The organism is Paracoccus maritimus (genome assembly GCF_025195095.1).
Lineage (GTDB): Bacteria > Pseudomonadota > Alphaproteobacteria > Rhodobacterales > Rhodobacteraceae > Paracoccus > Paracoccus maritimus.
The window spans coordinates 219,902-243,014 of the sequence record NZ_JANAVZ010000006.1 but is presented as its reverse complement, the minus strand read 5'-3'; the positions used below and the strand labels follow the sequence as shown (position 1 = coordinate 243,014).

At 65.2% G+C, this 23,113-nt stretch carries 25 protein-coding genes; 17 read left to right on the top strand and 8 right to left on the bottom strand.

What is annotated here, in order from left to right; all coding sequences use genetic code 11:
* Positions 1-58 precede the first annotated feature (58 nt).
* The gene (locus tag MU516_RS12545; protein ID WP_260277542.1) at positions 59-613 is read left to right on the top strand and encodes a hypothetical protein; all 555 of its coding nucleotides are present in this window, start codon (positions 59-61) and stop codon (positions 611-613) included.
* Positions 614-679: 66 nt separating this feature from the next.
* Here the strand turns inward: MU516_RS12545 and leuC are convergent, their stop codons facing one another.
* Positions 680-2,110, bottom strand: a complete 1,431-nt coding sequence (gene leuC / locus MU516_RS12540; RefSeq protein WP_260277541.1) for a 3-isopropylmalate dehydratase large subunit — start codon at positions 2,108-2,110, stop codon at positions 680-682.
* A 256-nt stretch (positions 2,111-2,366) separates the two neighbouring features.
* Here leuC and MU516_RS12535 point away from each other — a divergent pair, with 256 nt between their 5' ends.
* From MU516_RS12535 to MU516_RS12500, 8 genes are all read left to right on the top strand, one after another.
* Positions 2,367-3,731, top strand: a complete 1,365-nt coding sequence (locus tag MU516_RS12535; RefSeq protein WP_260277540.1) for a mechanosensitive ion channel family protein — start codon at positions 2,367-2,369, stop codon at positions 3,729-3,731.
* A gap of 199 nt (positions 3,732-3,930) precedes the next feature.
* On the top strand, positions 3,931-4,230 hold the full coding sequence (rsfS, locus tag MU516_RS12530) for a ribosome silencing factor (protein WP_425606854.1): 300 nt from the start codon (positions 3,931-3,933) through the stop codon (positions 4,228-4,230).
* Positions 4,231-4,246: 16 nt separating this feature from the next.
* Positions 4,247-4,714, top strand: coding sequence for a 23S rRNA (pseudouridine(1915)-N(3))-methyltransferase RlmH (gene rlmH / locus MU516_RS12525; RefSeq protein ID WP_260277539.1), 468 nt, complete (start codon positions 4,247-4,249; stop codon positions 4,712-4,714).
* 194 nt (positions 4,715-4,908) lie between these two features.
* Complete coding sequence (gpmI, locus tag MU516_RS12520) at positions 4,909-6,426, top strand: 2,3-bisphosphoglycerate-independent phosphoglycerate mutase (protein WP_260277538.1); 1,518 nt, start codon at positions 4,909-4,911, stop codon at positions 6,424-6,426.
* Complete coding sequence (locus MU516_RS12515; protein WP_260277537.1) at positions 6,423-7,598, top strand: murein hydrolase activator EnvC family protein; 1,176 nt, start codon at positions 6,423-6,425, stop codon at positions 7,596-7,598. Before gpmI ends, MU516_RS12515 begins: the two co-directional genes overlap by 4 nt.
* Positions 7,599-7,614: 16 nt before the next feature.
* Positions 7,615-9,045, top strand: coding sequence for a S41 family peptidase (locus MU516_RS12510; RefSeq protein ID WP_260277536.1), 1,431 nt, complete (start codon positions 7,615-7,617; stop codon positions 9,043-9,045).
* Positions 9,038-9,523, top strand: coding sequence for an RNA pyrophosphohydrolase (locus tag MU516_RS12505; RefSeq protein ID WP_260277535.1), 486 nt, complete (start codon positions 9,038-9,040; stop codon positions 9,521-9,523). Before MU516_RS12510 ends, MU516_RS12505 begins: the two co-directional genes overlap by 8 nt.
* 78 nt (positions 9,524-9,601) lie before the next feature.
* Positions 9,602-10,402: a pyrroline-5-carboxylate reductase family protein gene (locus MU516_RS12500; RefSeq protein WP_260277534.1), complete on the top strand. Its 801-nt coding sequence runs from the start codon at positions 9,602-9,604 to the stop codon at positions 10,400-10,402.
* A 119-nt stretch (positions 10,403-10,521) separates the two neighbouring features.
* Here the strand turns inward: MU516_RS12500 and MU516_RS12495 are convergent, their stop codons facing one another.
* On the bottom strand, positions 10,522-11,001 hold the full coding sequence (locus MU516_RS12495; RefSeq protein WP_260277533.1) for an Lrp/AsnC family transcriptional regulator: 480 nt from the start codon (positions 10,999-11,001) through the stop codon (positions 10,522-10,524).
* Positions 10,998-11,453, bottom strand: a complete 456-nt coding sequence (locus MU516_RS12490) for an Lrp/AsnC family transcriptional regulator (protein WP_260277532.1) — start codon at positions 11,451-11,453, stop codon at positions 10,998-11,000. Before MU516_RS12490 ends, MU516_RS12495 begins: the two co-directional genes overlap by 4 nt.
* A gap of 129 nt (positions 11,454-11,582) precedes the next feature.
* Here MU516_RS12490 and ilvC point away from each other — a divergent pair, with 129 nt between their 5' ends.
* The gene (ilvC, locus tag MU516_RS12485; RefSeq protein ID WP_260277531.1) at positions 11,583-12,605 is read left to right on the top strand and encodes a ketol-acid reductoisomerase; all 1,023 of its coding nucleotides are present in this window, start codon (positions 11,583-11,585) and stop codon (positions 12,603-12,605) included.
* Positions 12,606-12,702: 97 nt separating this feature from the next.
* Here ilvC and MU516_RS12480 read toward each other — a convergent pair whose 3' ends face one another.
* On the bottom strand, positions 12,703-13,101 hold the full coding sequence (locus MU516_RS12480; protein ID WP_260277530.1) for a pore-forming ESAT-6 family protein: 399 nt from the start codon (positions 13,099-13,101) through the stop codon (positions 12,703-12,705).
* Positions 13,102-13,401: 300 nt separating this feature from the next.
* Here MU516_RS12480 and MU516_RS12475 point away from each other — a divergent pair, with 300 nt between their 5' ends.
* The 4 genes from MU516_RS12475 (at position 13,402) to MU516_RS12460 (ending at position 16,203) form a co-directional block, all read left to right on the top strand.
* Positions 13,402-13,917, top strand: a complete 516-nt coding sequence (locus MU516_RS12475) for a hypothetical protein (protein WP_260277529.1) — start codon at positions 13,402-13,404, stop codon at positions 13,915-13,917.
* A 68-nt stretch (positions 13,918-13,985) separates the two neighbouring features.
* The gene (locus MU516_RS12470) at positions 13,986-15,356 is read left to right on the top strand and encodes a glutamate--cysteine ligase (protein WP_260277528.1); all 1,371 of its coding nucleotides are present in this window, start codon (positions 13,986-13,988) and stop codon (positions 15,354-15,356) included.
* A 63-nt stretch (positions 15,357-15,419) separates the two neighbouring features.
* Positions 15,420-15,674 carry a hypothetical protein gene (locus tag MU516_RS12465; RefSeq protein WP_260277527.1) on the top strand — a complete coding sequence of 85 codons (255 nt, stop codon included), beginning with the start codon at positions 15,420-15,422 and terminating at the stop codon, positions 15,672-15,674.
* A 100-nt stretch (positions 15,675-15,774) separates the two neighbouring features.
* Entirely contained in the window at positions 15,775-16,203 is a 429-nt protein-coding gene (locus tag MU516_RS12460) for a hypothetical protein (protein WP_260277526.1), read from the top strand.
* Here MU516_RS12460 and plsY read toward each other — a convergent pair.
* From plsY to MU516_RS12440, 4 genes are read right to left on the bottom strand one after another with little or no spacing between them, the layout of a single operon-like run.
* Positions 16,200-16,784: a glycerol-3-phosphate 1-O-acyltransferase PlsY gene (gene plsY, locus MU516_RS12455; RefSeq protein WP_209055722.1), complete on the bottom strand. Its 585-nt coding sequence runs from the start codon at positions 16,782-16,784 to the stop codon at positions 16,200-16,202. The two genes, MU516_RS12460 and plsY, sit on opposite strands and share 4 nt — an antisense overlap.
* The gene (gene pyrC, locus MU516_RS12450; protein ID WP_260277525.1) at positions 16,781-18,070 is read right to left on the bottom strand and encodes a dihydroorotase; all 1,290 of its coding nucleotides are present in this window, start codon (positions 18,068-18,070) and stop codon (positions 16,781-16,783) included. The genes plsY and pyrC overlap by 4 nt, the downstream gene beginning before the upstream one ends.
* Positions 18,063-18,461, bottom strand: coding sequence for a hypothetical protein (locus MU516_RS12445; RefSeq protein WP_260277524.1), 399 nt, complete (start codon positions 18,459-18,461; stop codon positions 18,063-18,065). The genes pyrC and MU516_RS12445 overlap by 8 nt, the downstream gene beginning before the upstream one ends.
* Positions 18,458-19,420, bottom strand: coding sequence for an aspartate carbamoyltransferase catalytic subunit (locus tag MU516_RS12440; protein WP_260277523.1), 963 nt, complete (start codon positions 19,418-19,420; stop codon positions 18,458-18,460). Before MU516_RS12440 ends, MU516_RS12445 begins: the two co-directional genes overlap by 4 nt.
* Before the next feature lie 187 nt (positions 19,421-19,607).
* On the opposite strand from MU516_RS12440, the gene MU516_RS12435 reads away from it, so the two are divergent.
* The 3 genes from MU516_RS12435 to MU516_RS12425 all read left to right on the top strand — a co-directional run bounded on the left by MU516_RS12435 (position 19,608) and on the right by MU516_RS12425 (position 23,111).
* Positions 19,608-20,984 carry an MATE family efflux transporter gene (locus tag MU516_RS12435; RefSeq protein WP_209055728.1) on the top strand — a complete coding sequence of 459 codons (1,377 nt, stop codon included), beginning with the start codon at positions 19,608-19,610 and terminating at the stop codon, positions 20,982-20,984.
* Positions 20,985-21,017: 33 nt separating this feature from the next.
* Positions 21,018-21,254, top strand: coding sequence for an Lrp/AsnC ligand binding domain-containing protein (locus MU516_RS12430; protein WP_209055730.1), 237 nt, complete (start codon positions 21,018-21,020; stop codon positions 21,252-21,254).
* 276 nt (positions 21,255-21,530) lie between these two features.
* Positions 21,531-23,111 (top strand): cytochrome ubiquinol oxidase subunit I, encoded by a 1,581-nt coding sequence (locus MU516_RS12425; protein WP_260277521.1) that lies wholly within the window; start codon positions 21,531-21,533, stop codon positions 23,109-23,111.
* The last annotated feature ends 2 nt before the right edge of the window (positions 23,112-23,113 follow it).

The window sequence follows — 23,113 nt, the reverse complement described above, 5'->3', positions numbered from 1 at the left end:
GGCCTGAGTGTCGGGCGGGCTGCTAGGTTCCGTCCGGGACGGGCTGAAAGACGGGACGATGGGTTTGATCGAGTGTGTAGGCCGGGCTTGGCAGCCCCGCATCGGCGATCCGGACGCGACCGGATGGTTGACGGTGCTGGCCTATCTGCTGTGCTTCGTGCTGGCCGCGCAGGTTTGGCGCAGGTTGCGCGGCCGGCGCGGGCGCGGGTTCTGGGGCATGATCGCGGTGCTGATGCTGTTTCTGGCGATCAACAAACAGATGGATCTGCAAAGCGCGATGACCGCGCTGGGACGCTGCTTGGCCGAGGCGCAGGGGTGGTATGATTACCGCAGGGTCGTGCAGGTGGCATTCATCCTTCTGCTGCTGTGGGGCATCGGATCGGGTCTTCTGATCCTGATGCGGCGGATGCGCGGCCAGCTTGGCCGACACGGGATCGCGCTGCTGGGGCTGGCGATCCTGTGCGCCTTCGTGGCGGTCCGGGCGGTCGGGTTTCACCACATGGATGCGCTGATCGGGCAGCGGCAGTTCGGTCTCAGCACCAACTACATGTTCGAGAATGCCGGTCTGGTGCTGATCGCGGTGAACGCCGTCTGGCTGCTGCGGCGCGGCTGAGGCCGCCCCGCAGAACCCTGCCATATAGGACGCCGGCATGTCCGGGCGGGCGGGCATGGCGACCCCTCAGACCGTCTCGGCCATCAGGTCGCGCACATCGGTCAGGTGGCCGGTCACGCCCGCCGCCGCCGCCATCGCAGGCGACATCAGATGGGTGCGGCCCTTGTAGCCTTGACGCCCCTCGAAATTGCGGTTCGAGGTCGCGGCGCAGCGTTCGCCCGGCGCAAGCTGGTCGGGGTTCATGCCCAGACACATCGAACATCCGGCAAGCCGCCATTCGAATCCCGCGTCCAGGAAGATGCGGTCCAGCCCCTCTTCCTCGGCCTGCGCGCGGACGAGGCCCGAGCCGGGGACGACCATGCCGCGCACGCCCTGCGCCAGCTTGCGGCCGCGCAGCACCTCGGCGGCGGCACGCAGATCCTCGATCCGGCCGTTGGTGCAGGACCCGATGAACACGGCGTCGATGGCGATGTCGGTCAGGTTGGTGCCGGCGGTCAGGCCCATATAGTCCAGCGACCGGCGGGCGGCATCGACCTTGCCGCCCCTGAAATCCTCGGGCGCGGGCACCGTCGCGGTGATCGGCAGGGCGTCTTCGGGGCTGGTGCCCCAGGTGACTGTTGGGGCGATATCCTCGCCCCGGATGGTCACGACCTTGTCCCACTGCGCGTCGGGGTCGCTGAACAGCGTCTTCCACCACGCTACCGCAGCCTCCCACTGGGCGCCCTTCGGGGCGTGGGCGCGGCCCTTGACGTAGTTGAAGGTCGTCTCGTCCGGCGCGATCAGGCCCGCGCGGGCACCGCCCTCGATCGCCATGTTGCAGATCGTCATGCGGCCTTCCATTGACAGGTTACGGATCGCCTCGCCGCTGTATTCGATGACATGACCGGTGCCGCCTGCCGTGCCGGTTTCGGCGATGATGCGCAGCACGATATCCTTGGCGGTGACGCCGGGCGCCAGGCGTCCGGTGATTTCCACCTTCATGTTCTTCGACTTCGACTGGATCAGCGTCTGGGTGGCCAGCACATGTTCGACCTCGGACGTGCCGATTCCGTGGGCCAGCGCGCCGAAGGCGCCATGCGTCGCCGTATGGCTGTCGCCGCAGACGACGGTCATGCCGGGCAGGGTCCAGCCCTGTTCGGGGCCGACGATATGGACGATGCCCTGACGGATGTCGTTGACGGGATAGTAGTTCACCCCGAATTCGCGGGCGTTGCGGTCCAGCGCATCGACCTGGATGCGCGACTCCTCGTTTTCGATGCCGTTCTGGCGGTCCAGCGTCGTGGGAACGTTGTGATCGGGCACCGCGATGGTGCGTTCAGGCGCGCGCACCTTGCGGCCCGTCATCCGCAGCCCCTCGAAGGCTTGCGGGCTGGTTACCTCGTGGACGAGATGCCTGTCGATATACAGCAGGCAGGTGCCGTCCTCCTGACGGTCCACGACATGCGCGTCCCAGATCTTGTCATAGAGCGTGCGCGGGGCGGGGGTGGGTTCGGTCATGGTGATTGGCTTTCGGCTGTGTGGCTTCGATGGCGCGGAAAATGGCTGCGGCCGGACCGCAGCCCGTCACAGTCGCGCGGTGACGCACAGCGCCTCGCCGAAGAACCGCGACGGCAGGCGCGCGCGGTCGTGAATGTCGAAATAGATAAACCCGGTCATGCTGACGTAATAAGGCCGATTCCGCGTTGACACAAGATCGCCGGGGCTTGTCCGCCGGCCCGCCGCGATATGTAATCGCGACAAAGGAGACGCGCGGATGGAAGAGCTGAACCCCGAGGTCATCGATGCCGCCCAGGGGCTGTGGTACCGGATCTCGTTGTTCGTGGACATGCTGCTGATCCCGTCGCGGATGTATCAGCTGCCGGCCATTTGCGGGCTTGTCCTGATCTCGTGGCTGATCGCCCGGCTTCTGTCCCCGCGCCTGACCGGCTGGCTGCGGTCGCGCGAGAACTGGCCGAAATGGCGACTGCGCGTGGGGTTGCTGATCGATCGTCGTCTGACGCTGATCGTGTTCACGATACTTGCATGGGCGGTCGTGCTGATCATGCGCGAGGTCACCTATTCCTTCCGAAGCCAGGTGATCGAACTGGCCGCGACCATCGCCGCCGCCTGGGTCGGGATCTTTTTCCTGATGCGGGTGATCACCAACCGTTTCCTGCGCCGGATCGTCAGTTGGGCGGCATGGATCTGGGTGACGCTGCACCTGCTGAACCTGACCGAACCCGCGGCGGCGTTTCTGGAAAGCATCGCGATCAGCCTTGGCGATTTCAGGCTGTCGGCGCTGACCGTCCTGAAAGCGCTGGCGATCACCGGACTGATGATCGCGGGCGCCCGGATGCTGTCTCGGGTCATCACCGGGCGGCTGTCGCAGAACGACGACATTTCGCCGACAATGCGGGTGCTGACCGCCAAGCTGCTGCAGATCTTCCTGTTCAGCCTGGCGATCATCGTCGGGCTGAAGGCGGTGGGGTTCGATCTGACCGGCTTGGCGGTGTTTTCGGGCGCGGTCGGGGTCGGGCTGGGATTCGGACTGCAGAAGGTCGTGTCCAACCTGGTCTCGGGGGTGATCATCCTGCTGGACAAGTCGATCAAGCCCGGCGACGTGATCAGCCTGGGCGACACGTTCGGCTGGATCGAGGAACTGGGCGCGCGCTATGTCAGCGTCGTCACCCGCGACGGCAAGGAATATCTGATCCCGAACGAGGATCTGGTCACCGGGCAGGTGGTCAACTGGTCACACACCAACAATTTCGTGCGGCTGGATATCCCGTTCGGCACCTCTTATGGCGACGATCCCCACAAGGTCACCGAAATCGCCATCAACGCGGCGCTGTCGGTCAAGCGGGTGCTGGCGCAGCGCAAGCCGGTCTGCTGGGTCACGGGCTTCGGCGACAGCAGCGTGGATTATGTGCTGCGGTTCTGGATCGGCGACGCGCAGGGCGGGCTGACCAATGTGCGCGGTCAGGTCTATCTGGCGCTGTGGGACGCGTTTCAGGAACACGGCGTGTCGATTCCGTTCCCGCAGCGCGAGGTGCGGTTGCTGAACGACCAGATCGCCGTCCGGCAGGACGGGGGAGGGCGCGCGGACGGCGCAAGTCCCGAATCCGTGACCGGTGATTGAGATGGCCCGAAAAGATGCTATCTTGGGGATACCCCTGCGCCGGGGGCGATCGGCGCGTTGACCGGAGGATACAACCCTGTCACAAGACGCTTCGTCGGCCGGAAGGCCGGCTGCGACCGCCGCGGGCGACCAGGAAGGTGCCGAAGGGCGCCTGGCCCGCATCCTGTCCTCGCTTGAAGACGACAAGGCCGAGGACATCGTGACGATCGACCTGCGCGGACGGTCGGCCATGGCGGATCACATGGTGATCGCATCGGGCCGCAGCGCACGCCAGGTGGGCGCCATCGCCGAGCATCTGGCCGAAAAGGTCAAGCAGGCGACGGGCCGGACGCCCCGGATCGAAGGCAAGGACGCCGGCGACTGGGTGCTGGTCGATACGGACGACGTGATCGTTCATGTCTTCCGTCCCGAGGTGCGCGACTTCTATCAGTTGGAAAAGATGTGGATGCCCGCCGACACGCTGAGCCGCGTGCGCGAGGCTTCGCGTCCCCTGACCTGAGGGGCCATCCGGCTTCATGCGCATCGACATCGCCGCCGTGGGGCGGCTGAAGAAGGGCCCCGAGGCGGCGTTGGTCGCGGACTATCTTGACCGTTTTGCCCGGACCGGCCGCAGCCTTGGCCTGCCCGCCATCGGGATGATCGAGGTCGAGGACCGGCGCGGCGGCGGCATGGCGGCCGAGGCCGAACTGCTGACGCGGGCGATCCCGGCGGGTTCGGCACTGGTGACACTGGACGAGCGGGGCGATCAGCCCGCATCGCCGGATTTCGCCGCGCGGCTGGCGCAATTTCGCGACAGCGCACGCGATGCCTGTTTTGTGATCGGCGGGGCGGACGGGCTGGATCCGTCGCTGCGGGACCGCGCCGAATGGTCCATCAGCTTCGGCCGGATGGTCTGGCCGCATCTTCTGGTGCGGGTCATGTTGGCCGAACAGCTTTATCGCGCGGCGACGATTCTGGCCGGATCCCCCTATCATCGCGCCTGAAAGACGCGAGCGGACATGGACAGGATCGCTGCAAGGCCCGGAATGGGTCTGTCCGCCGCTCGATGCTGGCAGGTCTGCTTTCCGAGGCTATTGGGGCAAGGAAGATCGGGCCGATTGGCGTGCGGCGAGCCTTCGGGGAGGTTGTCGCAGCGGCGGCGGCGGCGTAACAAGGCGCAAATCACAGCGAGGCCCGCATGACGACACCCGTGATCCTGTGCATTCTTGACGGCTGGGGCATCTCGGACCGGCCGGAACAAAGCGCACCCGACCAGGCCGTGACACCGAATTTCGACCGGCTGATGCGCGAATGTCCGCATGCGACGCTGACCACGTTCGGGCCCGATGTCGGGCTTCCCAGCGGGCAGATGGGCAATTCCGAGGTCGGCCATACCAATATCGGCGCCGGCCGCGTCGTCGCGATGGATCTGGGCCAGATCGATCTGGCCATCGAGGATGGAAGCTTTTTCCAGAATGACGCCTTGCATGGTTTCATCGCGCGGCTGAAGGACACGGGCGGCACCGCCCATCTGATGGGCGTGGTGTCGGATGGTGGCGTGCATGGCCATATCCGTCATCTTCTGGCGGCCGCGACATCAATCGCCGAGGCAGGCGTGCCGGTCGTCATTCACGCCATCACCGACGGGCGTGACGTTGCCCCGCAATCCGCACAGGGCTTCGTCACCGAATTGCAGGGCAATCTGCCCAAGGGAAGCCGGATCGGCACCGTGATCGGGCGATATTTCGCCATGGACCGTGACCGGCGCTGGGACCGGGTGGAACGAGCCTATCGCGCCATCGTGGCGGGCAAGGGCGATGCCGCCGACCGCGCCGATTCCGCCGTCGCGGCGGCTCATGCGCGTGATGAAACCGATGAATTCATCCAGCCCTTCGTGATCGACGGCTATGACGGCGTGCATGACGGGGACGGGTTCTTTTGCCTGAATTTCCGCGCCGATCGCGCGCGCGAGATCCTGTCGGCGCTGGCCGATCCGGACTTCGCCGAATTCGACGTGTCGGACCGCCCCGACTGGGCGGCGCTGCTGGGGATGGTCGACTATAGCGAACGGCACAACGATTTCATGTCGACCGCCTATCCCAAGACGCAGGTGGTCAACACGCTTGGCGCCTGGGTCGCGCAGAAGGGTCTGCGTCAGTTCAGGCTGGCCGAGACCGAGAAATATCCTCATGTGACCTTCTTCCTGAATGGCGGCAAGGAAACGCCTGAGCCGGGCGAGGATCGCCATATGCCGCAAAGCCCCAAGGTCGCGACCTATGATCTGGCGCCCGAGATGGCGGCAGGCGAGGTCAGCGACAAGCTGGTCGAGGTGATCGACGCGGGCTATGACCTGATCGTGGTGAACTATGCCAATCCGGACATGGTCGGGCATACCGGCAGCCTGTCGGCGGCCAAGCGTGCCTGCGAGGCGGTCGATGCCGGGCTGGGGCGGATGCTGGAGGCATTGGAGCGCGCCGGCGGTGCCGCGGTGGTGATCGCCGATCACGGCAACTGCGAGACGATGGTCGATCCCGAAAGCGGCGGCCCGCATACCGCGCACACCACCAATCCGGTGCCGGTCATCGTCTTCGGCGGTCCGCGCGGGGCCGTTCTGCGCAACGGGCGGCTGGCCGATGTCGCACCGACGGTGCTGGATCTGATGGGGCTGGACAAACCTGCCGAGATGACCGGCGAAAGCCTGATCGAGAGCGCATGAAACAACGACTGCTTGCGGCGATGATCCTGTCGGCGACGATGCTGGGCGCGCCGGCGATGGCCGTCACGCCCGCCAATCAGGCCGTTGCCGAGGCCGAGGACGCGGCCGCGCAGCTGCGCGGCGCGATCGGCAAGCTTGCCGAGGCGGTGACGGCGGATGATCAGGTGACCGCGCTGACCGAGGTGATCCGGGGCTATGAGCAGGGTCTGGCGGCGTTGCGCGAGGGGCTGCGGCTGGCAAGCGCGCGCGAGGCCGAGCTGCACGGCCGCTTCGAGGCGGAGCGTTCGCGGCTTGCCGGCGTTCTGGGGGCCATGACCGCCCTGCAGCAATCACCCGAAGCGACGATGTTACTGCATCCGGCGGGTGCGCTGGCGAATGCGCGCACCGGCATGATCCTCAGCGATGTCACGCCCGGATTGCGGAGCGAGGCTGAACGGCTGCAGGACGATCTGAACGAGATCAGCACCGTCCGGGCCCTGCAGGCGGCAGCCGCCGAGATGCTGGGATCCGGGCTTGCGTCGGTGCAGGAGGCGCGGCGCCTGCTGGCCAGCGCCGTCACCGACCGTTCGACGATGCCGGTCCGCTTTGCCGAGGCGCCCGAGGAATTGCAGGAATTGCGTGATGCGGCGCAAAGCCTGGATGATTTCGCCCGCGGCATCGATGGAATGGAGACCGATATCGGCGCGCCGATGGAGGATTTCGAGGGCGCGCAGGGCAGTCTGCCGCTTCCGGCGGTCGGCAGTGTTCTGCGCCCCTATGACGAACCCGATGCCGCCGGGGTCCGGCGCCCCGGCTGGGTGATCGCCACTGCGCCCGCCGCGCTGGTCACGACGCCATGGCCCGCCACGATCCGTTATCGCGGCCCGCTGCTGGATTACGGCAATGTGATGATTCTGGAGCCCGCGGGCGGCTATCTTCTGATATTTGCGGGCATGTCGCAGGTGTTCGGAGAAGTCGGCGACGTGCTGGGGGCAGGGGATCCGGTCGGGCTGATGGGCGGGTCTGAAGCCCCGGCGCAGGAATTCGGAGCGCAGTTCGTCGCGAATGCCGCGCGTGGCGCAGATGCGGGTCGGACCGAGACACTGTATCTTGAACTGCGACGCGGTGATGAAACGCTGGACCCGGCGGACTGGTTCGTGCTGAATCCGGTCGTCGGGGTGCAACAGGACTGAGGCAGGAAAGGCCGTCATGAAACATTATCTGATCGCAGGGGTCGGGGGGATGCTGGCCGGCGCGCTGTTCACCACCCAGATCGCGGGACCGCTGGTCGCGCAAGAGGCAGGCAAGAACAGCTCTGTCTATGAGCAGCTGGAACTGTTCGGAAACGTGTTCGAGCGGGTGCGCGCCGACTATGTCGAGGCACCTGACGACAAGACCCTGATCGAATCGGCGATCAACGGCATGCTGACCTCGCTGGATCCTCATTCCAGCTTCCTGTCGGCCAGCGATTACGAGGACATGCAGACCCAGACGCGCGGCAGTTTCGGCGGGCTGGGCATCGAGGTCAGCCAGGAAGACGGTCTGGTCAAGGTGGTCTCGCCGATCGACGAAACGCCCGCCGCCGAGGCCGGCGTGAAGTCGGGCGATTTCATCACCCATGTGAACGGCGAATCCCTGATGGGGCTGACACTGGACGACGCGGTGGACATGATGCGCGGCCCGGTCGGGTCGGAAATCACCGTCACGATCCTGCGCGAAGGCGAGAACGAGCCGTTCGACCTGACGATGACGCGCGACACGATCAAGCTGACGGTCGTGAAGACCCGGATCGAGGGGCATGCTGTGGTGCTGCGCGTCTCGACCTTCAACGACGAAACTTATGACACGATGAAGTCCGAACTGGACAAGGCCGTGAAGGATGCCGGCGGGATCGACAAGGTGACGGGCTTCGTGCTGGATCTGCGCAACAACCCCGGCGGGCTGCTGAACCAGGCGATCGAGGTGTCGGATGCGTTCCTTGACGCCGGAGAGATCGTCAGCACGCGCGGCCGCAAGTCCGAGGACAGCGAACGCTGGAACGCCGAGACGGGCGATCTGGCGCAGGGCAAGCCGATGGTGGTGCTGATCAACGGCGGATCCGCCAGCGCGTCCGAGATCGTCACCGGCGCATTGCAGGATCATCGCCGCGCCATCGTCGTGGGCGAGAAGTCTTTCGGCAAGGGCAGCGTGCAAACGGTCATGCCGGTCACTTCCGACAGCGCGATCCGGCTGACCACGGCGCGCTATTACACGCCGTCAGGCCGGTCGATCCAGGCGATGGGCATTCAGCCCGATATCCTGGTCGCCCAGCCCCGCCCGCCGGCAGATGCCGAGGACGACGAGGACGGCCCCCGCAGCGAGTCGAATTTCGGCCGGTCCGAGGCGGATCTGCGCGGCGCGCTGAACAACGATTCGATCAGCGACGACGAAAAGAAGCAGATGGAGGAAGAGGCAAAAGAGGTCGAGGCGACCGCCAAGCTGCGCGAAGAAGATTATCAGATGGCCTACGCCGTGGATATCCTGAAGGGGCTGGCAGCCGTAAACTTCGAGGCCGAACAGGTTCCGGCCGGGGCAACACCCGCCGTGACCGGCGAGGGGTCGGGCAAGGGCGAAACCGGAGCCGCGAAAGAGAATGGCTGAACCGGCAGGACCGCAGGGCCTGCCCTACAGGCCCTGCGCGGGCGTCGTGCTGATCAACGGCGAGGGGCTGGTCTTCGCGGGCCAGCGCCTTGATCGGCCGGATGCGTGGCAGATGCCACAAGGCGGGATCGACACGGGCGAAACCCCGCGTCAGGCGGCGCTGCGCGAACTGACCGAGGAAACCGGGATCGGCGCCGACAAGGTCGAGATCGTCGCCGAGGCCGAGGATTGGGTTTTCTACGATCTTCCGCCCGAGTTGGTCGGCAAGGTCTGGAAGGGCAAATACGGCGGCCAGCGTCAGAAATGGGTGCTGATGCGATTCCTGGGTCAGGATGGTGATGTCTGCATCCAGACCGATCACCCGGAATTCGACCGTTGGTGCTGGATCCGGGCGGATGATCTGCTGGACAGCATCGTGCCGTTCAAGCGCGACGTGTATCGCCAGGTGATCGCGGCCTTTCGCGACAATTTGGCCTAGCCCGCGCTGCGCGGCGATCGTCCCCTTGCGTCCTGATGCATGGGCCGCTGGCGGAATTGACGAAGATCGGGGGCAGCCATGGACGACGGCGGGATCGGCAGGATCGGCATCATCGGCGGCAACGGCATGTTGGGGCGGGCGCTTGCGACCGCGCTGTTGCGTCGCGGTGGCGTGGTGCCGGGCGATCTGTGGATCTCGTGCCGGTCGGGTGTTGCGGATGACGTGGCGCAAGGCGTGCGCATCACCGCGGATAATCGGGAACTGGTGGATGCCTGCGACACCGTCATTCTTTGCGTGCCACCGCAGGCGGCGCGCGATCTGGACATCCATGCTGATGGACGTTTGGTCGTGTCGGTCATGGCGGGCCAGACGCTGGCGCGTATCGTCGATCTGTCGGGCACGTCGCGCGTGATCCGCGCGATGACCAGCCCTGCGGCGGCCGAGGGTCTTGCCTTCTCGCCATGGTGCGCCCACGACACAGCCACTCGGGCAGACCGTCATCGCGCGACGGCGATCTTGCGCTGTTGCGGGACGACCGCCGAACTGCCGTCGGAAGATCAACTGGACATCTTCACGGCACTGACAGGCCCGGTGCCGGGATTCGTGGCGTTCTTCGCAGCATGTGTCAGCGAGTATGCGGTGTCGCGCGGCGTGGATCCCAAGCTGGCGGACCTGGCGACGCGACAGCTGTTTCTGGGCGCGGGTCATATGCTGGCCAAGGGAGGCCCTAGTGCGGCGGATCATGTCGCCGGCATGACCGCCTATGCCGGGACCACCGCGGCAGGGCTGAAACGGTTGCAGGCGTCGGGAATTGCCGCGGAACTGGCCGAAGGGCTTGATGCCTCGGTGAACGCGGCAAGACGTTTGGGCGGCGATTGAAAGGGCCACCATCGGGGCCGGAGGGGCGCAGCTCCGACTGCCCTGGCGGCCCCTCGATGGGGGCGGCAGGGCACGCCCCCCGCCCGTGGCAACGTCGAACGCCCGGCAATGCCGCGCGATCAGCGGGCTTCCGGACCCGATGCCCCCAGTGGTCCCGGCCGGCGTTCCTCGGACAGCATCACATTGGCCTCGACCTGCCCGACGCCGGGCAGGGTCATGATCCGGCGGCGCAGGATACGTTCGAAATCGCTGATGTCGCGGGCGGTAATGCGCAGGCGATAATCGAACTGCCCCAGCACATGCTGAACCGTCTGGACCTCGGGTATGGCGGTCACGGCACGTTCGAAATCCTCCAGGCTGGTGCGGCCCTTTGCAGCCAGGCGCACGCCCAGGAAAACCGTCACCCCGAACCCCAGCGCGGCATTGTCCACGACAACCCTGCGCCCGGCCAGGATCCGTTGGTCGCCCAGCTTGCGGATGCGTCGCCAGGCTGCGGGCTGTCCGATGCCGACCGCCCGTCCGATTTCGGCCGCGCTTGTGGTCGCATCCGCCGCCAGGATGCGCAGGATCGCCAGATCGGTTGCATCCAGCCCGCTCACAGCGCCAACTCGGCGCTGTCCTTGATGGTCGAGACCAGCATCAGCGCGTCGCTGTCGGACACATGCGGCAGGGTCAGGATGCGGTCGCGATAGACCTGCTGCCAATGCGCCATGTCGCGGGCGATCACCGACAGGCGCAGATCGACGCTGCCAAGGAAGGTCTGGATCTCGATCACCTCGGGCACCTCGCGGGCGGCGGCAATGAAATCGTCGAAGGCACGGGGATTGGTCTTGTCCAGCGTGAAGCGCAGGCTGACTTCGACCTCCCATCCCAGCGCGCGCCAGTCGATGCGCGACTGGATTGCCGCGATGACCCCTGTTTCGCGCATCTTGTCCAGCCGGCGCCACAGGCTGGCCTGTGTCACGCCGGCGCGGCGCGACAGATCGGCATTCGAGGCGTCGGGATCCGCCAGCATCTGGCGCAGAATGCGACGATCGGTGGCATCGGGCATGATTTATCCGTTCGGGCGTTGATATGGGCATGAGTGTCGACAGGATCTTGCATATTCCGCGAAGATTGAACATCCGCAACGTCGCAACACCGTTAGAACGACGGACAATTGCAGAGGAAAGGAACCATCATGCGCGTTTACTATGATCGCGATTGCGACGTGAACCTGATCAAGGACAAGAAGGTCGCTATTCTGGGCTATGGCAGCCAGGGCCATGCCCATGCGCTGAACCTGCGCGATTCGGGCGCCAAGAACGTCGTCGTCGCCCTGCGCGAGGGCAGCGCATCGGCCGCGAAGGCCGAAGCCGAGGGCCTGAAGGTCATGGGCATCGCCGAGGCCGCCGCCTGGTGCGATCTGATCATGTTCACCATGCCGGACGAACTGCAGGCCGAAACCTACAAGAAATACGTCCACGATAATCTGCGCGAAGGCGCGGCGATCGCTTTCGCCCACGGCCTGAACGTGCATTTCGGCCTGATCGAACCCAAGCCCGGCGTCGATGTCATCATGATGGCGCCCAAGGGCCCCGGCCACACCGTCCGCGGCGAATACGTCAAGGGCGGCGGCGTGCCCTGCCTGGTCGCGGTGCATCAGGATGCCAGCGGCAAAGCCATGGATCTGGGTCTGTCCTACTGCTCGGCCATCGGTGGCGGGCGTTCCGGCATCATCGAGACCAATTTCCGCGAGGAATGCGAGACCGACCTGTTCGGCGAACAGGCGGTGCTGTGCGGTGGCCTGGTCGAACTGATCCGCATGGGCTTTGAGACCCTGGTCGAGGCCGGCTACGAGCCGGAAATGGCCTATTTCGAGTGCCTGCACGAGGTGAAGCTGATCGTCGATCTGATCTATGAAGGCGGCATCGCCAACATGAACTATTCCATCAGCAACACCGCCGAATACGGCGAATATGTCAGCGGCCCGCGGATCCTGCCTTATGACGAGACCAAGGCCCGCATGAAAGCCGTGCTGCGCGACATCCAGACTGGCAAGTTCGTGCGTGATTTCATGCAGGAAAACGCCGTCGGCCAGCCGTCGTTCAAGGCCACGCGCCGGATCAACGACGAACACCAGATCGAACAGGTCGGCGCAAAGCTGCGCGAGATGATGCCGTGGATTTCCAAAGGCAAGATGGTGGACCGTTCGCGCAACTGATCGCGACCCGGCCACACACGCGAAAGCCCGGCGTTACCGCCGGGCTTTTTCTTTGTTCGGGTCGCTGTTCTTTAACAGCGCCATTCGTGACTTGTGATCAGCCGGCCGGCAACTGTTCGGCGACCTGGTTCACCGCGGCTTCGATCTGGCGGCACTGTTCCTCGACATTGCTGCCCTGCTGGCTGGCGGCGTCCTGTAGCGTGACCTGCGATCCCGCGACCGAGACCGTGCCTTCCGCGCCCTTCGCTTCGGCGGCTGCGCCCGCGTCGGCGTCGCCCTGCGGCAGCATGCCGACCATCTTTTCCTGCGCGGCGACGGCTTCACCGCCCGAGAAACCCTGCTGCTGGCAGAACTTAAGCAGTCCCAACTGGTTGCGTGCAGCCTCGTAGGTGGCCGCCTGATCCAGCGCGGCGGGGTTTGGGGCCTGCTGCTCTTGCGCGACGGCGGTGGTGGCGGTCAGGCCGAGGCCCAGAGCAAAGGCGATATGGCGGAACATGTGAAAACTCCTGTTTTTCCGTCAATCAGGCGCGCCTTCCGACGCGCTCGGGGCAGTAACACGGGGCGTCGGGCAATGGTTCGCACCCTTGCGCGGGGTGGTAAATGGGCGCAGATCCCCGCCGAAACCGGTTGATCCGGCACGGCGTTGTCGGCGGGCATCAGCCGTCCAGCCGAACCCGATCACATCTTTGCGCGGATCGTGCCCGATGCCGTGAAGCTTTGGGCCGACGGATTTGATCTCGAAAGCCCGGGGGCGCGATATTAGGTTCGTCGAACCGCCCCTGAAGGAGCATTGCCGATGGTCCCCCTGATCCGTCCCGAGATCCGCAACTGGATCAGTCGCCGCGCCGAGGCGCTGGTCGCGCTGGCGGTCTGCGTGTCCGGGCTTTGGCTGGCGCTGCGCGGTGGCTGGTTTCTGGGCGCGCTTGGCGCTGCGGTTCTGCTGGTCGGGGCTGCGCTGCTGGTCGGCGCGTGGCGTAGGTTGCCGTTCCAGCGCCCGATCGATGCCCCCGGCGTGGTCGAACTGGTCGAAGGGGCGGTGCGTTACTATGGCGCGGCCTCGCTTGGCGGCGAGATCGCCCTGCGAGATCTGGTCGAGATCCGCCTGCTGCGATTGCGCGGCCATGGTCACTGGCGGCTGCGCAGCCGCGCGGGCGAGGCTTTGCTGATCCCGGTCGATGCGGCGGGGGCCGATGCACTGGCGCATGGCTTCGCGGCATTGCCCGGTCTGGACATGGGCGCGGTCTCTGCCGCGCTGGCGCATGTCGCCGATCAGCGCGATGCGGTGCGCACCGTTTGGCGGAGGCCGGTCTGAGGCGGGTTGACTTGGACCGCGCCTGTTGCCACCTGTGACCGACTTGAAACCCCAGAAAGGCCTCAGCCATGTCGATTCCCCAGCAGGGCGGAGGCCCCATCGAAAGCCGCGACCAGCTTGCCGCCTATATCGCCGCCGGTGAAAAGCCGCGCGATGCGTGGCGGATCGGCACCGAGCACGAGAAATTCGGCTATTGCCACGCGCAGAATCTGCCGCTGCCCTACGAGGGTGACTGTTCGATCAAGGCGATGCTGACCGGCCTGCAGGAACGCTTTGGCTGGGCGCCGGTGCTGGAGCAGGGCAATATCATCGGTCTGGAACGCGACGGTGCGAATGTCAGCCTTGAGCCGGGCGGGCAGCTGGAACTGTCCGGCGCCCCGCTGGAAACCATTCACCAGACCTGCGACGAGGTGAACAGCCATCTGGCCGAGGTCAAGGCCGTCGCCGACCGGATCGGCGCGGGGTTCATCGGGCTGGGGGCCGCGCCGATCTGGACGCAGGATCAGATGCCGATGATGCCCAAGGGGCGCTATCGGCTGATGACGGATTACATGGGGCGTGTCGGCACGCTGGGGACGCAGATGATGTATCGCACCTGCACGGTGCAGGTGAATCTGGATTTCGCGTCCGAGGCCGACATGGTCAAGAAGCTGCGGGTCGCGTTGGCGTTGCAGCCGGTGGCGAATGCGCTGTTCGCCAATTCACCCTTCCTTGATGGCAAGCCGAACGGCATGAAAAGCTGGCGCGCGCATATCTGGCAGAACCTGGACGACGCGCGCACCGGCATGCTGCCCTTTGTCTTCGAAGATGGCTTCGGCTACGAGGCGTGGGTTGATTATGTCCTTGATGTGCCAATGTATTTTGTCTATCGCGACGGCAAGTATATCGACGCGTTGGGACAATCCTTCCGCGATTTCCTGAAGGGCGAGCTGCCCGCGCTGCCGGGCCAGATCCCGACCCTGTCGGACTGGGCGGATCACCTGACCACCGTGTTCCCCGAGGCGCGCGTCAAGAAATTCATCGAGATGCGCGGTGCCGATGGCGGGCCGTGGCGGCGTCTGTGTGCGCTGCCGGCCCTGTGGGTCGGCCTGACCTATGACCAGACCGCGCTGGATGCCGCATGGGATCTGGTCAAGGACTGGGACCACGAGACGCGCGAAGGGCTGCGCCGCGCGGCCGGACGCGACGCCTTGCAGGGCGAGGCGAATGGCATCCGGATGCACGATCTGGCGCGTCAGGTTCTGGAGATCGCCGAGGCCGGATTGAAGGCCCGTGCGTGTCCCGGTGCCGGCGGGCTGGTCCCCGACGAGACGCATTTCCTGAATGCACTGAAGGAAAGCATCGACAGCGGCAAGGTGCCTGCCGACGAGCTGCTGGAAAAATATCAGGGCGAATGGCAGGGCGATCTGAACCGGATCTACGCCGAATATTCCTACTGATCTTGCCTCGCCGCTGTCAGCGTGCCAAGCGTCCCGCGATTTCAATCAAGCGGAGCGTTTTAAATGCGTGATTTCTTTATTGTCTGGATGGAACGGATCGTCAATGTCGTGGTGATCCTGGGCGCGATCGGCGTCCTGATCGGTGCCATCGCCGCGATGTTCAGCCCGCAGGGCGGTATCTTGCAAGGGCTGGCCGTCTTGGTCGGCGGAACGATTTACATGATCCTGCTGGGGGGCATGATCTATCTGGGTCTGGGCATCTACAACAACACCCGCCGGACCGCCGACGCGATCGAGCGTCTGGCCGACCGGCCCTGATCCGCGCACGACAAGGTGACAGGGGCACGACCTTGGCAGTCTTGAAATGCGCTCGGTCCGGTGGCACCCGGGTCGAAGGGCAAGAAAAGACGAGGGTGTGATGCGGGCGGATCTGATGGTGTGGACCCAGCGGCTGGTGGCGGCTGTTTTCCTGGTCGGGGTGTTCGGTCTGGGCGCGACGGTGGTCACGCTGGTGCGGCAGGCCGAAGGCGTGCCGCCGCTGCCGGTCTATGTCGGACTGCTTGGTCTTGTCGCGCTGCTGCTTCTGGCTGGCGCGTGCATGGCGCTGATCTCGATCGCGATTTCGGCACGACGGGGCACCGAGGCGCTGCGGCGTCTTGCCTCCCAGCCGGTTGGTGCTGCGTCGGTGGCTGGTCCTATGACCGGACCTGTGTCGGGCGGCGCGCGCCCGTTTTCTGCAAGCCCGCTGCGCGAAGTGGCGCAGCAGCCCGAGCCCGATCAGGATCCGGTGGCCGCGCCTGCGCGTCCGGCGCGCCCGTCCGGACGCAAACTGGTCGCCGAACGCTAACCCTTCTTGCCGATCCGCGGTTCGCTGCCGTCCATCAGCCGGGCGATGTTGGCCTTGTGGCGCAGAAAGATCAGCGCGGCCATGAACAGGCAGACAAGGATCAGGTCGGTCCGTCCCAGCGCCCAGGCGAAGACCGGCGACAAGGCGGCCGCCATCAGGGCCGACAGGGAACTGATCCGGCTGACCAGTGCCGTCAGCAGCCAGATCCCGCAGGCGATCAGCCCAAGGGGCCAGTTCAGCGCGATCAGCGTGCCAAGGAAGGTCGCGACGCCCTTGCCGCCCTTGAAGCCCAGCCAGACCGGAAAGCAGTGGCCCAGAAATGCCGCGCCGCCGGCCATGATCGCCGCCGTCTCGCCGGCGAAATGGCGCGCCAGCAGCACCGCGATGGCGCCCTTGCCGGAATCCAGCAGCAGCGTGGCCAGCGCGGCGGGCTTGTTGCCGGTGCGAAGCACATTGGTCGCACCGATATTGCCGGACCCGATCTTGCGCAGATCGCCCAGCCCCAGCGCGCGGGCGATGACGATGCCGAACGGGATCGACCCCAGAAGATAGCCCAGCACGGTCCACAGGATCAGGCTCATGCATCACCTCCGAAGACGCGGCGCCCCGCGACCCATGTGCCCAGCACCCGGCCTTCCAGCCTTGCGCCGTCGAAGGGCGTGTTCTTCGATTTCGACAGCAGCTTGAAGCGGTCCAGAACGAAGGGGGCGTCGGGATCGAACAGCACCAGATCGGCGGGTGCGCCACGCTCGATCCGGCCTGCGTCCAGCCCCAGCCGGCGGGCCGGGTTCAGCGACATGGCCCGCCACAATTGCGGCAGGGACAGCCCACCTTGATGATACAGCCGCATCGCAGCGGGCAGCAGCGTTTGCAGGCCGACCGCGCCGGGGGCGGCAGCCTCGAAGGGCAGGCGCTTGGATTCCTCGTCCTGCGGGGTATGGAAGCTGGCGATCACATCGATCTGCCCCTCGGCCACCGCCTGCACCATCGCCTGTCGGTCCTCTTCCGACCGCAGGGGCGGCGTGAAGCGGAAGAAGGTCCGGTAATCGCCCACATCGAATTCGTTCAGCGTCAGGTGGTGGATCGAGATTCCGGCGCTGACATTCAGCCCGGCCTGCCGCGCACGGGTCAGTGAGGGCAGTGCCCCCGCCGTGGTGATCTGGTCGGCATGCCAGCGGCAGCGCGTCATGGCGACCAGCGACAGATCGCGGTCCAGCCCCATCACCTCGGCCACGGGCGACACCGCCGGAATACCGTAGAGCGAGGCGAATTTCCCGCTGGTTGCGGCGCTGCCCCTGGACAGGCCCGCATCCTGCGGATGGCCGACAATCAGCGCATCCAGTCCGCGCGCATAGGTCATTGCGCGCGACAGCACCCGCGTATCGGTGACGACGCGCACCCCGTCGGTAAAGGCGACCGCGCCCAGATCGGTCAGGAACCCGATCTCGACCATCTCGCGGCCCGCGCGGTCCTTGGTCAGCGCGGCCATGTGATGGATGTTGACCGGCGCATCGGCCGCGCGGCGGGTGACGAATTCCAGCGATTCCGGCGTATCGATCGGCGGCATCGTGTCGGGCCGGGCGATGATCGTGGTCACACCGCCCGCGGCGGCGGCCAGACCGGCGCTGCGGAAACTCTCCTTGTGACGCTCGCCCGGTTCGCCGATCTTGACACCCCAATCGACCAGCCCCGGCGCCAGCGCGCGTTGCTGGCAGTCGATCACCGTCGCGCCTTCCGGTGCGGTTTCGTCAGCGGCCCCGACGCCGTCGATGCGCCCGTCGCGGACCAGCAGGCTGCCGATCCGGTCGGTCTGTGCCTGTGGATCGATCAGCCGGGCGTTGGAGAACAGGGTGAATGCGTCATCCATTGCTAATAGTCTTTGAAAAGCCGCCGAGAATTCCACCGACTAGATCGCCCACGCTCGCCCAATTTCGGGCGCCAGCGCGTGCTTCCTTCAACTGGTCTCGGAGCGTTAACGCGCTGGAAAGTTCTCTTTCGAGCGCCAAAAAACCGAACGACGTCAAAACGGCGCTATAGTGGTTTGTGTCATCCGCATCATCCGGTATCGGTTCCCCTCGAAACCTTATTACGTTCTCTGCAGCCAACCAAGATATCGCTGAACTGAATAGCAGGGCATCTTCGGACGTGTAGTCGGAGTAAAAATCAGAAACATGAAGCGCCGTGGCTATGACACCATTATCTTCGAGATTTGCGATGATCCTCGCGATTATGGTTTTGCTGTCGTCGAGTCTACTCAAACCATCACCCCCGCTGCGGCGCGGCCTCGTTCGGCGCGCAGGTTCCGGGCCAGAAGATCCAGCGCGGCCATACGCACCGCGACGCCCATTTCGACCTGATCCTGAATGACGGACCTGTTGATGTCGTCGGCGATGGTGCCGTCGATCTCGACACCGCGATTCATCGGACCGGGATGCATGACGATGGCATCCTCGGCGGCCAGCGCCAGTTTCTCGGCGTCCAGTCCCCAGCGGTGATAGTATTCCCGCTCGGATGGGATGAAGCCGCCATCCATCCGTTCCTTCTGCAGCCGCAGCATCATTACCACATCGGCGCCTTCCAGACCGGCACGCATGTCCTGAAAGACCTCGACGCCCATCTCGGCGGCCCCTGCGGGCATCAGCGTCGCCGGGCCGATCAGGCGGATGCGGTTTTCCATCTTGCCCAGAAGGATCAGGTTCGACCGTGCCACCCGGCTGTTGGCGATGTCGCCGCAGATCGCCACGGTCAGGCGCTGCAACCGGCCCTTGGCGCGGCGGATCGTCAGCGCGTCCAGCAGTGCCTGGGTGGGATGTTCATGGCGTCCGTCGCCGGCGTTGATGACCGCGCAGTTCACCTTTTCCGCCAGCAGGTTCACCGCCCCCGAGTTCTGATGGCGCACCACCAGAAGATCGGGCTGCATGGCGTTCAGGGTCAGCGCGGTGTCAATCAGTGTTTCGCCCTTCTTCACCGAGGATTGCGCGACGGCCATGTTCATCACATCGGCCCCAAGCCGCTTGCCCGCCAGTTCGAAACTGGCCTGCGTGCGGGTCGAATTCTCGAAGAACATGTTGATCTGGGTCATCCCGGCCAGCGCGTCGGAATGTTTCACGGTGCGGCGGTTCAGCGCCACATATTCCTCGGCCAGATCAAGAAGCTGCACGATGTCCGAGGGCGCGAGATGGTCGATGCCCAGAAGGTGGCGGGCGCGAAATGTCATGGGCGGCCTCTGGCAGGATCGGGACGCGTCTTCTATCGCAGATGGCGCATGAGGCGGCAAGCGGGCAGGGCGGTTCGGCGCGGCGGCAGGGACGCGGTAGATTGTCAACGAACGCAGCAGGCAGATTCCTGCATACCGTGCAAATCTGGTGATTGCCCGTTTAACGTGGCCCGGATATGGGATCGGGATGTTCTGGTCACGCTATCGCCCTCATGTGGTGGCGACATTGTCGCTGGGTCTGCCGTTGATCGGCAGCCATCTGGCGCGCATGGCCATCGGTGTCAGCGATACGGTGATGATCGGCTGGTACGGGGTCGAGGAACTGGCCGCGCTGGTCATCGCGACCTCGTTCCTGATCATCCTGTTCTTCCTTGGCATGGGATTCGGCACCGGCGTGATGGGGCTGATCGCCACCAGCATTGCCCGCGGCGACGAGACCGAGGTACGGCGCGGCACCCGCATGGCGCTGTGGCTGTCGGGCATCTTCTCGCTTCTGGTGATGCCGCCGATGTGGTTTGCCGAACCGATCCTGCTGGCGCTGGGACAGACGCCTTTGATCTCGGAGATGTCGCAGGACTATCTGCGGATCGCCGGCTGGGGCCTGTTGCCGATGCTGGCCGGGCTGACGCTGAATTCCTACCTCGCGGCGCTGGAGCGGACGCAGGTGGTGATGTGGGTGACGCTGGCCGGCCTGCCGCTGAACGTGGCAATGAACTGGGTGTTCATCTTCGGCAATCTGGGTGCGCCCGAACTGGGCGTGCGCGGCGCGGCCATCGCCAGCCTGTCGGTGCAGGTGACGCAATTGCTGATGCTGGTGGGCTATGCGGCGTGGTTGCCCGTGGCCCGCAAATACAACCTGTTCCAGCGGTTCTGGCGGCCCGACTGGCCGGCGTTCTGGGCGATCTTCCGTCTGGGCCTGCCGATCGGCGTCACCATGCTGGCCGAGGGCGGGCTGTTTGTCGCCTCGAACGTGATGATGGGCTGGATCGGGACCAAGGAACTGGCCGCGCATGGCATCGCGATACAGATCGCTTCGATCACGTTCATGGCCCATCTTGGGCTGTCCAACGCCGCGACGGTGCGGATCGGGCAGGCCAAGGGACGCGGCGATGCCGCATGGATGCGCGATGCCGGGGTGACGGTCACGGCACTGTCGATGGGGTTCGCGGTGCTGGCCGTGGCGCTGTATCTGATCTTTCCCGACGCGCTGGTGCGGATGTATCTGGACCCGGCCGACCCCGAGACGCCGGTCATCGTGGCGATCGGCGCGATGCTGCTGTTCTATGCCGCGCTGTTTCAGCTGACCGATGCGCTGCAGGTGGTGGCGCTGGGGCTGCTGCGCGGTGTGCATGACACGCGGGTGCCGATGTGGATCGCAGGTTTCAGCTATTGGGTTGTCGGCATGCCGATCGCCTGGGGCCTGGCCTTTCCGCTGGGATTTGGCGCGCCCGGCCTGTGGCTGGGGCTGGTCGCCGGGCTGTCGGTCGCAGCGGTCCTGCTGCTGATCCGGTTCTGGCGCGGCTGGCGTCGAGGGGACTGGACCGCGCAGCCACCCGCGGTCTAACCTGCGGCCCGACACGACCAGCAGGAGACCGCGATGCGCCCCGTCTTTGTCCAGTTCCGCTGCGAGCCCGGCCGGACCTACGAGGTCGCCGAAGCGATCTATGATCGCGAGATCGTCAGCGAGCTTTATTCGACCTCGGGAGATTACGACCTGCTGGCCAAGGTCTATATTCCCGAGGACGAGGATGTCGGAAGGTTCCTGTCGGATCGCCTGTTCGACATCCCCCACATCAGCCGCACGCTGACCACCATGACCTTCCGCGCGTTCTAGCCGCGCAGCGCATCACCGAATGACCTCGCGCCGCTGGTTTGGAGGCCGGGCATAGGGACACGGGCTTGGGATTCCGACCTCTCTGACAGTCGGCTGCGATATTGAAATTCGCGGTCCCGTTGCATCAAACTCTTTGAGCGCTGCGCGGGCGGTTTGATAAATGCAAATCATTGAATGCGACATGCGGTCGCAGCGACAGCCTGCCACGCGGTCCAACGCTTGGGATCGGCTGCGCAACTTGCTATGATCGCGATGTCGAAAACAAGGATCGCGCCCATGGATATCGGTGTCGTCGAACTGTCGCGGCTGCAATTCGCCATGACCGCTTTGTACCATTTTCTGTTTGTTCCCCTGACACTTGGCCTGTCGATCCTGGTGGCGATCATGGAGACGGTCTATGTCATGACCGACCGCCCGATCTGGCGTCAGATGACCAAGTTCTGGGGAACGCTGTTCGGGATAAACTTCGCCATGGGCGTCGCGACGGGCGTGGTGATGGAATTCCAGTTCGGCATGAACTGGTCCTATTACAGCCACTATGTCGGCGATGTCTTCGGTGCCCCGCTGGCGATCGAGGGGCTGATGGCGTTCTTCCTGGAGGCCACATTCGTGGGCCTGTGGTTCTTCGGCTGGGACCGCCTGTCGAAGGTCGGGCATCTGGTCGTGGGCTGGCTGGTCGCCTTCGGGTCGAACTTCTCGGCGCTGTGGATCCTGATCGCGAATGGCTGGATGCAGAACCCGGTCGGCGCCGAATTCAATCCGCTGACCATGCGCATGGAGATGACCAGCTTCTTCGAGGTGATGTTCAACACCGTCGCGCAGGCGAAATTCGTCCACACCGTCAGCGCCGGCTATGTCACCGCCTCGGTCTTCGTGCTGGGCGTGTCGGCGTGGTTCCTTTTGAAGGGGCGTCATGTCGGGCTGGCCCGCCGCTCGATCGCGGTGGCCTCCAGCTTCGGGCTGGCGGCGGCGTTGTCGGTCGTCGTGCTGGGCGACGAATCGGGCTATGATGCCGGGCTGAACCAGAAGATGAAGCTGGCCGCCATCGAGGCCATGTGGGAGACCGAGCCCGCCCCCGCGCCGTTCACGCTGGTCGGTATCCCTGACCAGCAGGCGCGCGAGACCAAATGGGCCCTGCATGTGCCCTATGTCATGGGGCTGATTGGCACCCGGTCTCTGACCGAAGAGATCCCCGGCATCAACCAGCTTGAGGAAGAGGCGGAACGCCGCGTCCGGTCGGGGCTGATCGCCTATGACGCGCTGATGACCATTCAGCGGGACCGCGAGGCCACCGATCGCGCGGTGATGCAGAGCTTCGAGGACCATTCCGACGATCTGGGCTATGCTCTGCTGCTGCGCCGGTATCTGGATGATCCGCGCGAGGCGACCGATGCGCAGATCGCGCAGGCGGCCGAGGATACGATCCCCCATGTCTGGCCGATCTTCTGGGCGTTCCGCATCATGGTCGGGCTGGGTTTCCTGTTCATCGCGACGATGGGTTATTTCTTCGTGCAGTCCTCGTTCCGGGGTGGGCGCTATCCGACCTGGGCGCTGCGATTTGCGGTGCTGATCATTCCCGCGCCGTGGATCGCCGCAGAGCTGGGCTGGATCGTCGCCGAATACGGGCGACAGCCTTGGACGGTGGACGGCATCCTGCCCACCGCGCTGTCGGTCAGCGCGCTGTCGGTGACAGAACTTCTGCTGACCATCGCCGGCTTCGCGACCTTCTACACCGTGCTGTTCCTGATCGAGATCAAGTTGCTGCTGAAATACATCCGCAAGGGTCCGACCGAGGATGTGCAACTGACCGACGACTGGAATACCGCCCACCGCGCCCGTCTGGCGCCTGCGGAGTGATG

What these genes read in the sequence shown, in the direction of transcription:
- MU516_RS12475 (WP_260277529.1), top strand. Translation starts at nt 13,402, where the DNA reads ATGGTCCCCCTGATCCGTCCCGAGATCCGCAACTGGATCAGTCGCCGC.
- MU516_RS12500 (WP_260277534.1), top strand. Translation starts at nt 9,602, where the DNA reads ATGGACGACGGCGGGATCGGCAGGATCGGCATCATCGGCGGCAACGGC.
- MU516_RS12545 (WP_260277542.1), top strand. Translation starts at nt 59, where the DNA reads ATGGGTTTGATCGAGTGTGTAGGCCGGGCTTGGCAGCCCCGCATCGGC.
- pyrC (WP_260277525.1), bottom strand. Translation starts at nt 18,070, where the DNA reads ATGGATGACGCATTCACCCTGTTCTCCAACGCCCGGCTGATCGATCCA.
- MU516_RS12535 (WP_260277540.1), top strand. Translation starts at nt 2,367, where the DNA reads ATGGAAGAGCTGAACCCCGAGGTCATCGATGCCGCCCAGGGGCTGTGG.
- MU516_RS12505 (WP_260277535.1), top strand. Translation starts at nt 9,038, where the DNA reads ATGGCTGAACCGGCAGGACCGCAGGGCCTGCCCTACAGGCCCTGCGCG.
- leuC (WP_260277541.1), bottom strand. Translation starts at nt 2,110, where the DNA reads ATGACCGAACCCACCCCCGCCCCGCGCACGCTCTATGACAAGATCTGG.
- MU516_RS12430 (WP_209055730.1), top strand. Translation starts at nt 21,018, where the DNA reads ATGCGCCCCGTCTTTGTCCAGTTCCGCTGCGAGCCCGGCCGGACCTAC.
- MU516_RS12460 (WP_260277526.1), top strand. Translation starts at nt 15,775, where the DNA reads ATGCGGGCGGATCTGATGGTGTGGACCCAGCGGCTGGTGGCGGCTGTT.
- MU516_RS12480 (WP_260277530.1), bottom strand. Translation starts at nt 13,101, where the DNA reads ATGTTCCGCCATATCGCCTTTGCTCTGGGCCTCGGCCTGACCGCCACC.
- MU516_RS12470 (WP_260277528.1), top strand. Translation starts at nt 13,986, where the DNA reads ATGTCGATTCCCCAGCAGGGCGGAGGCCCCATCGAAAGCCGCGACCAG.
- ilvC (WP_260277531.1), top strand. Translation starts at nt 11,583, where the DNA reads ATGCGCGTTTACTATGATCGCGATTGCGACGTGAACCTGATCAAGGAC.
- MU516_RS12465 (WP_260277527.1), top strand. Translation starts at nt 15,420, where the DNA reads ATGCGTGATTTCTTTATTGTCTGGATGGAACGGATCGTCAATGTCGTG.
- MU516_RS12490 (WP_260277532.1), bottom strand. Translation starts at nt 11,453, where the DNA reads ATGCCCGATGCCACCGATCGTCGCATTCTGCGCCAGATGCTGGCGGAT.
- rlmH (WP_260277539.1), top strand. Translation starts at nt 4,247, where the DNA reads ATGCGCATCGACATCGCCGCCGTGGGGCGGCTGAAGAAGGGCCCCGAG.
- plsY (WP_209055722.1), bottom strand. Translation starts at nt 16,784, where the DNA reads ATGAGCCTGATCCTGTGGACCGTGCTGGGCTATCTTCTGGGGTCGATC.
- gpmI (WP_260277538.1), top strand. Translation starts at nt 4,909, where the DNA reads ATGACGACACCCGTGATCCTGTGCATTCTTGACGGCTGGGGCATCTCG.
- MU516_RS12435 (WP_209055728.1), top strand. Translation starts at nt 19,608, where the DNA reads ATGTTCTGGTCACGCTATCGCCCTCATGTGGTGGCGACATTGTCGCTG.
- MU516_RS12440 (WP_260277523.1), bottom strand. Translation starts at nt 19,420, where the DNA reads ATGACATTTCGCGCCCGCCACCTTCTGGGCATCGACCATCTCGCGCCC.
- MU516_RS12425 (WP_260277521.1), top strand. Translation starts at nt 21,531, where the DNA reads ATGGATATCGGTGTCGTCGAACTGTCGCGGCTGCAATTCGCCATGACC.
- MU516_RS12515 (WP_260277537.1), top strand. Translation starts at nt 6,423, where the DNA reads ATGAAACAACGACTGCTTGCGGCGATGATCCTGTCGGCGACGATGCTG.
- MU516_RS12510 (WP_260277536.1), top strand. Translation starts at nt 7,615, where the DNA reads ATGAAACATTATCTGATCGCAGGGGTCGGGGGGATGCTGGCCGGCGCG.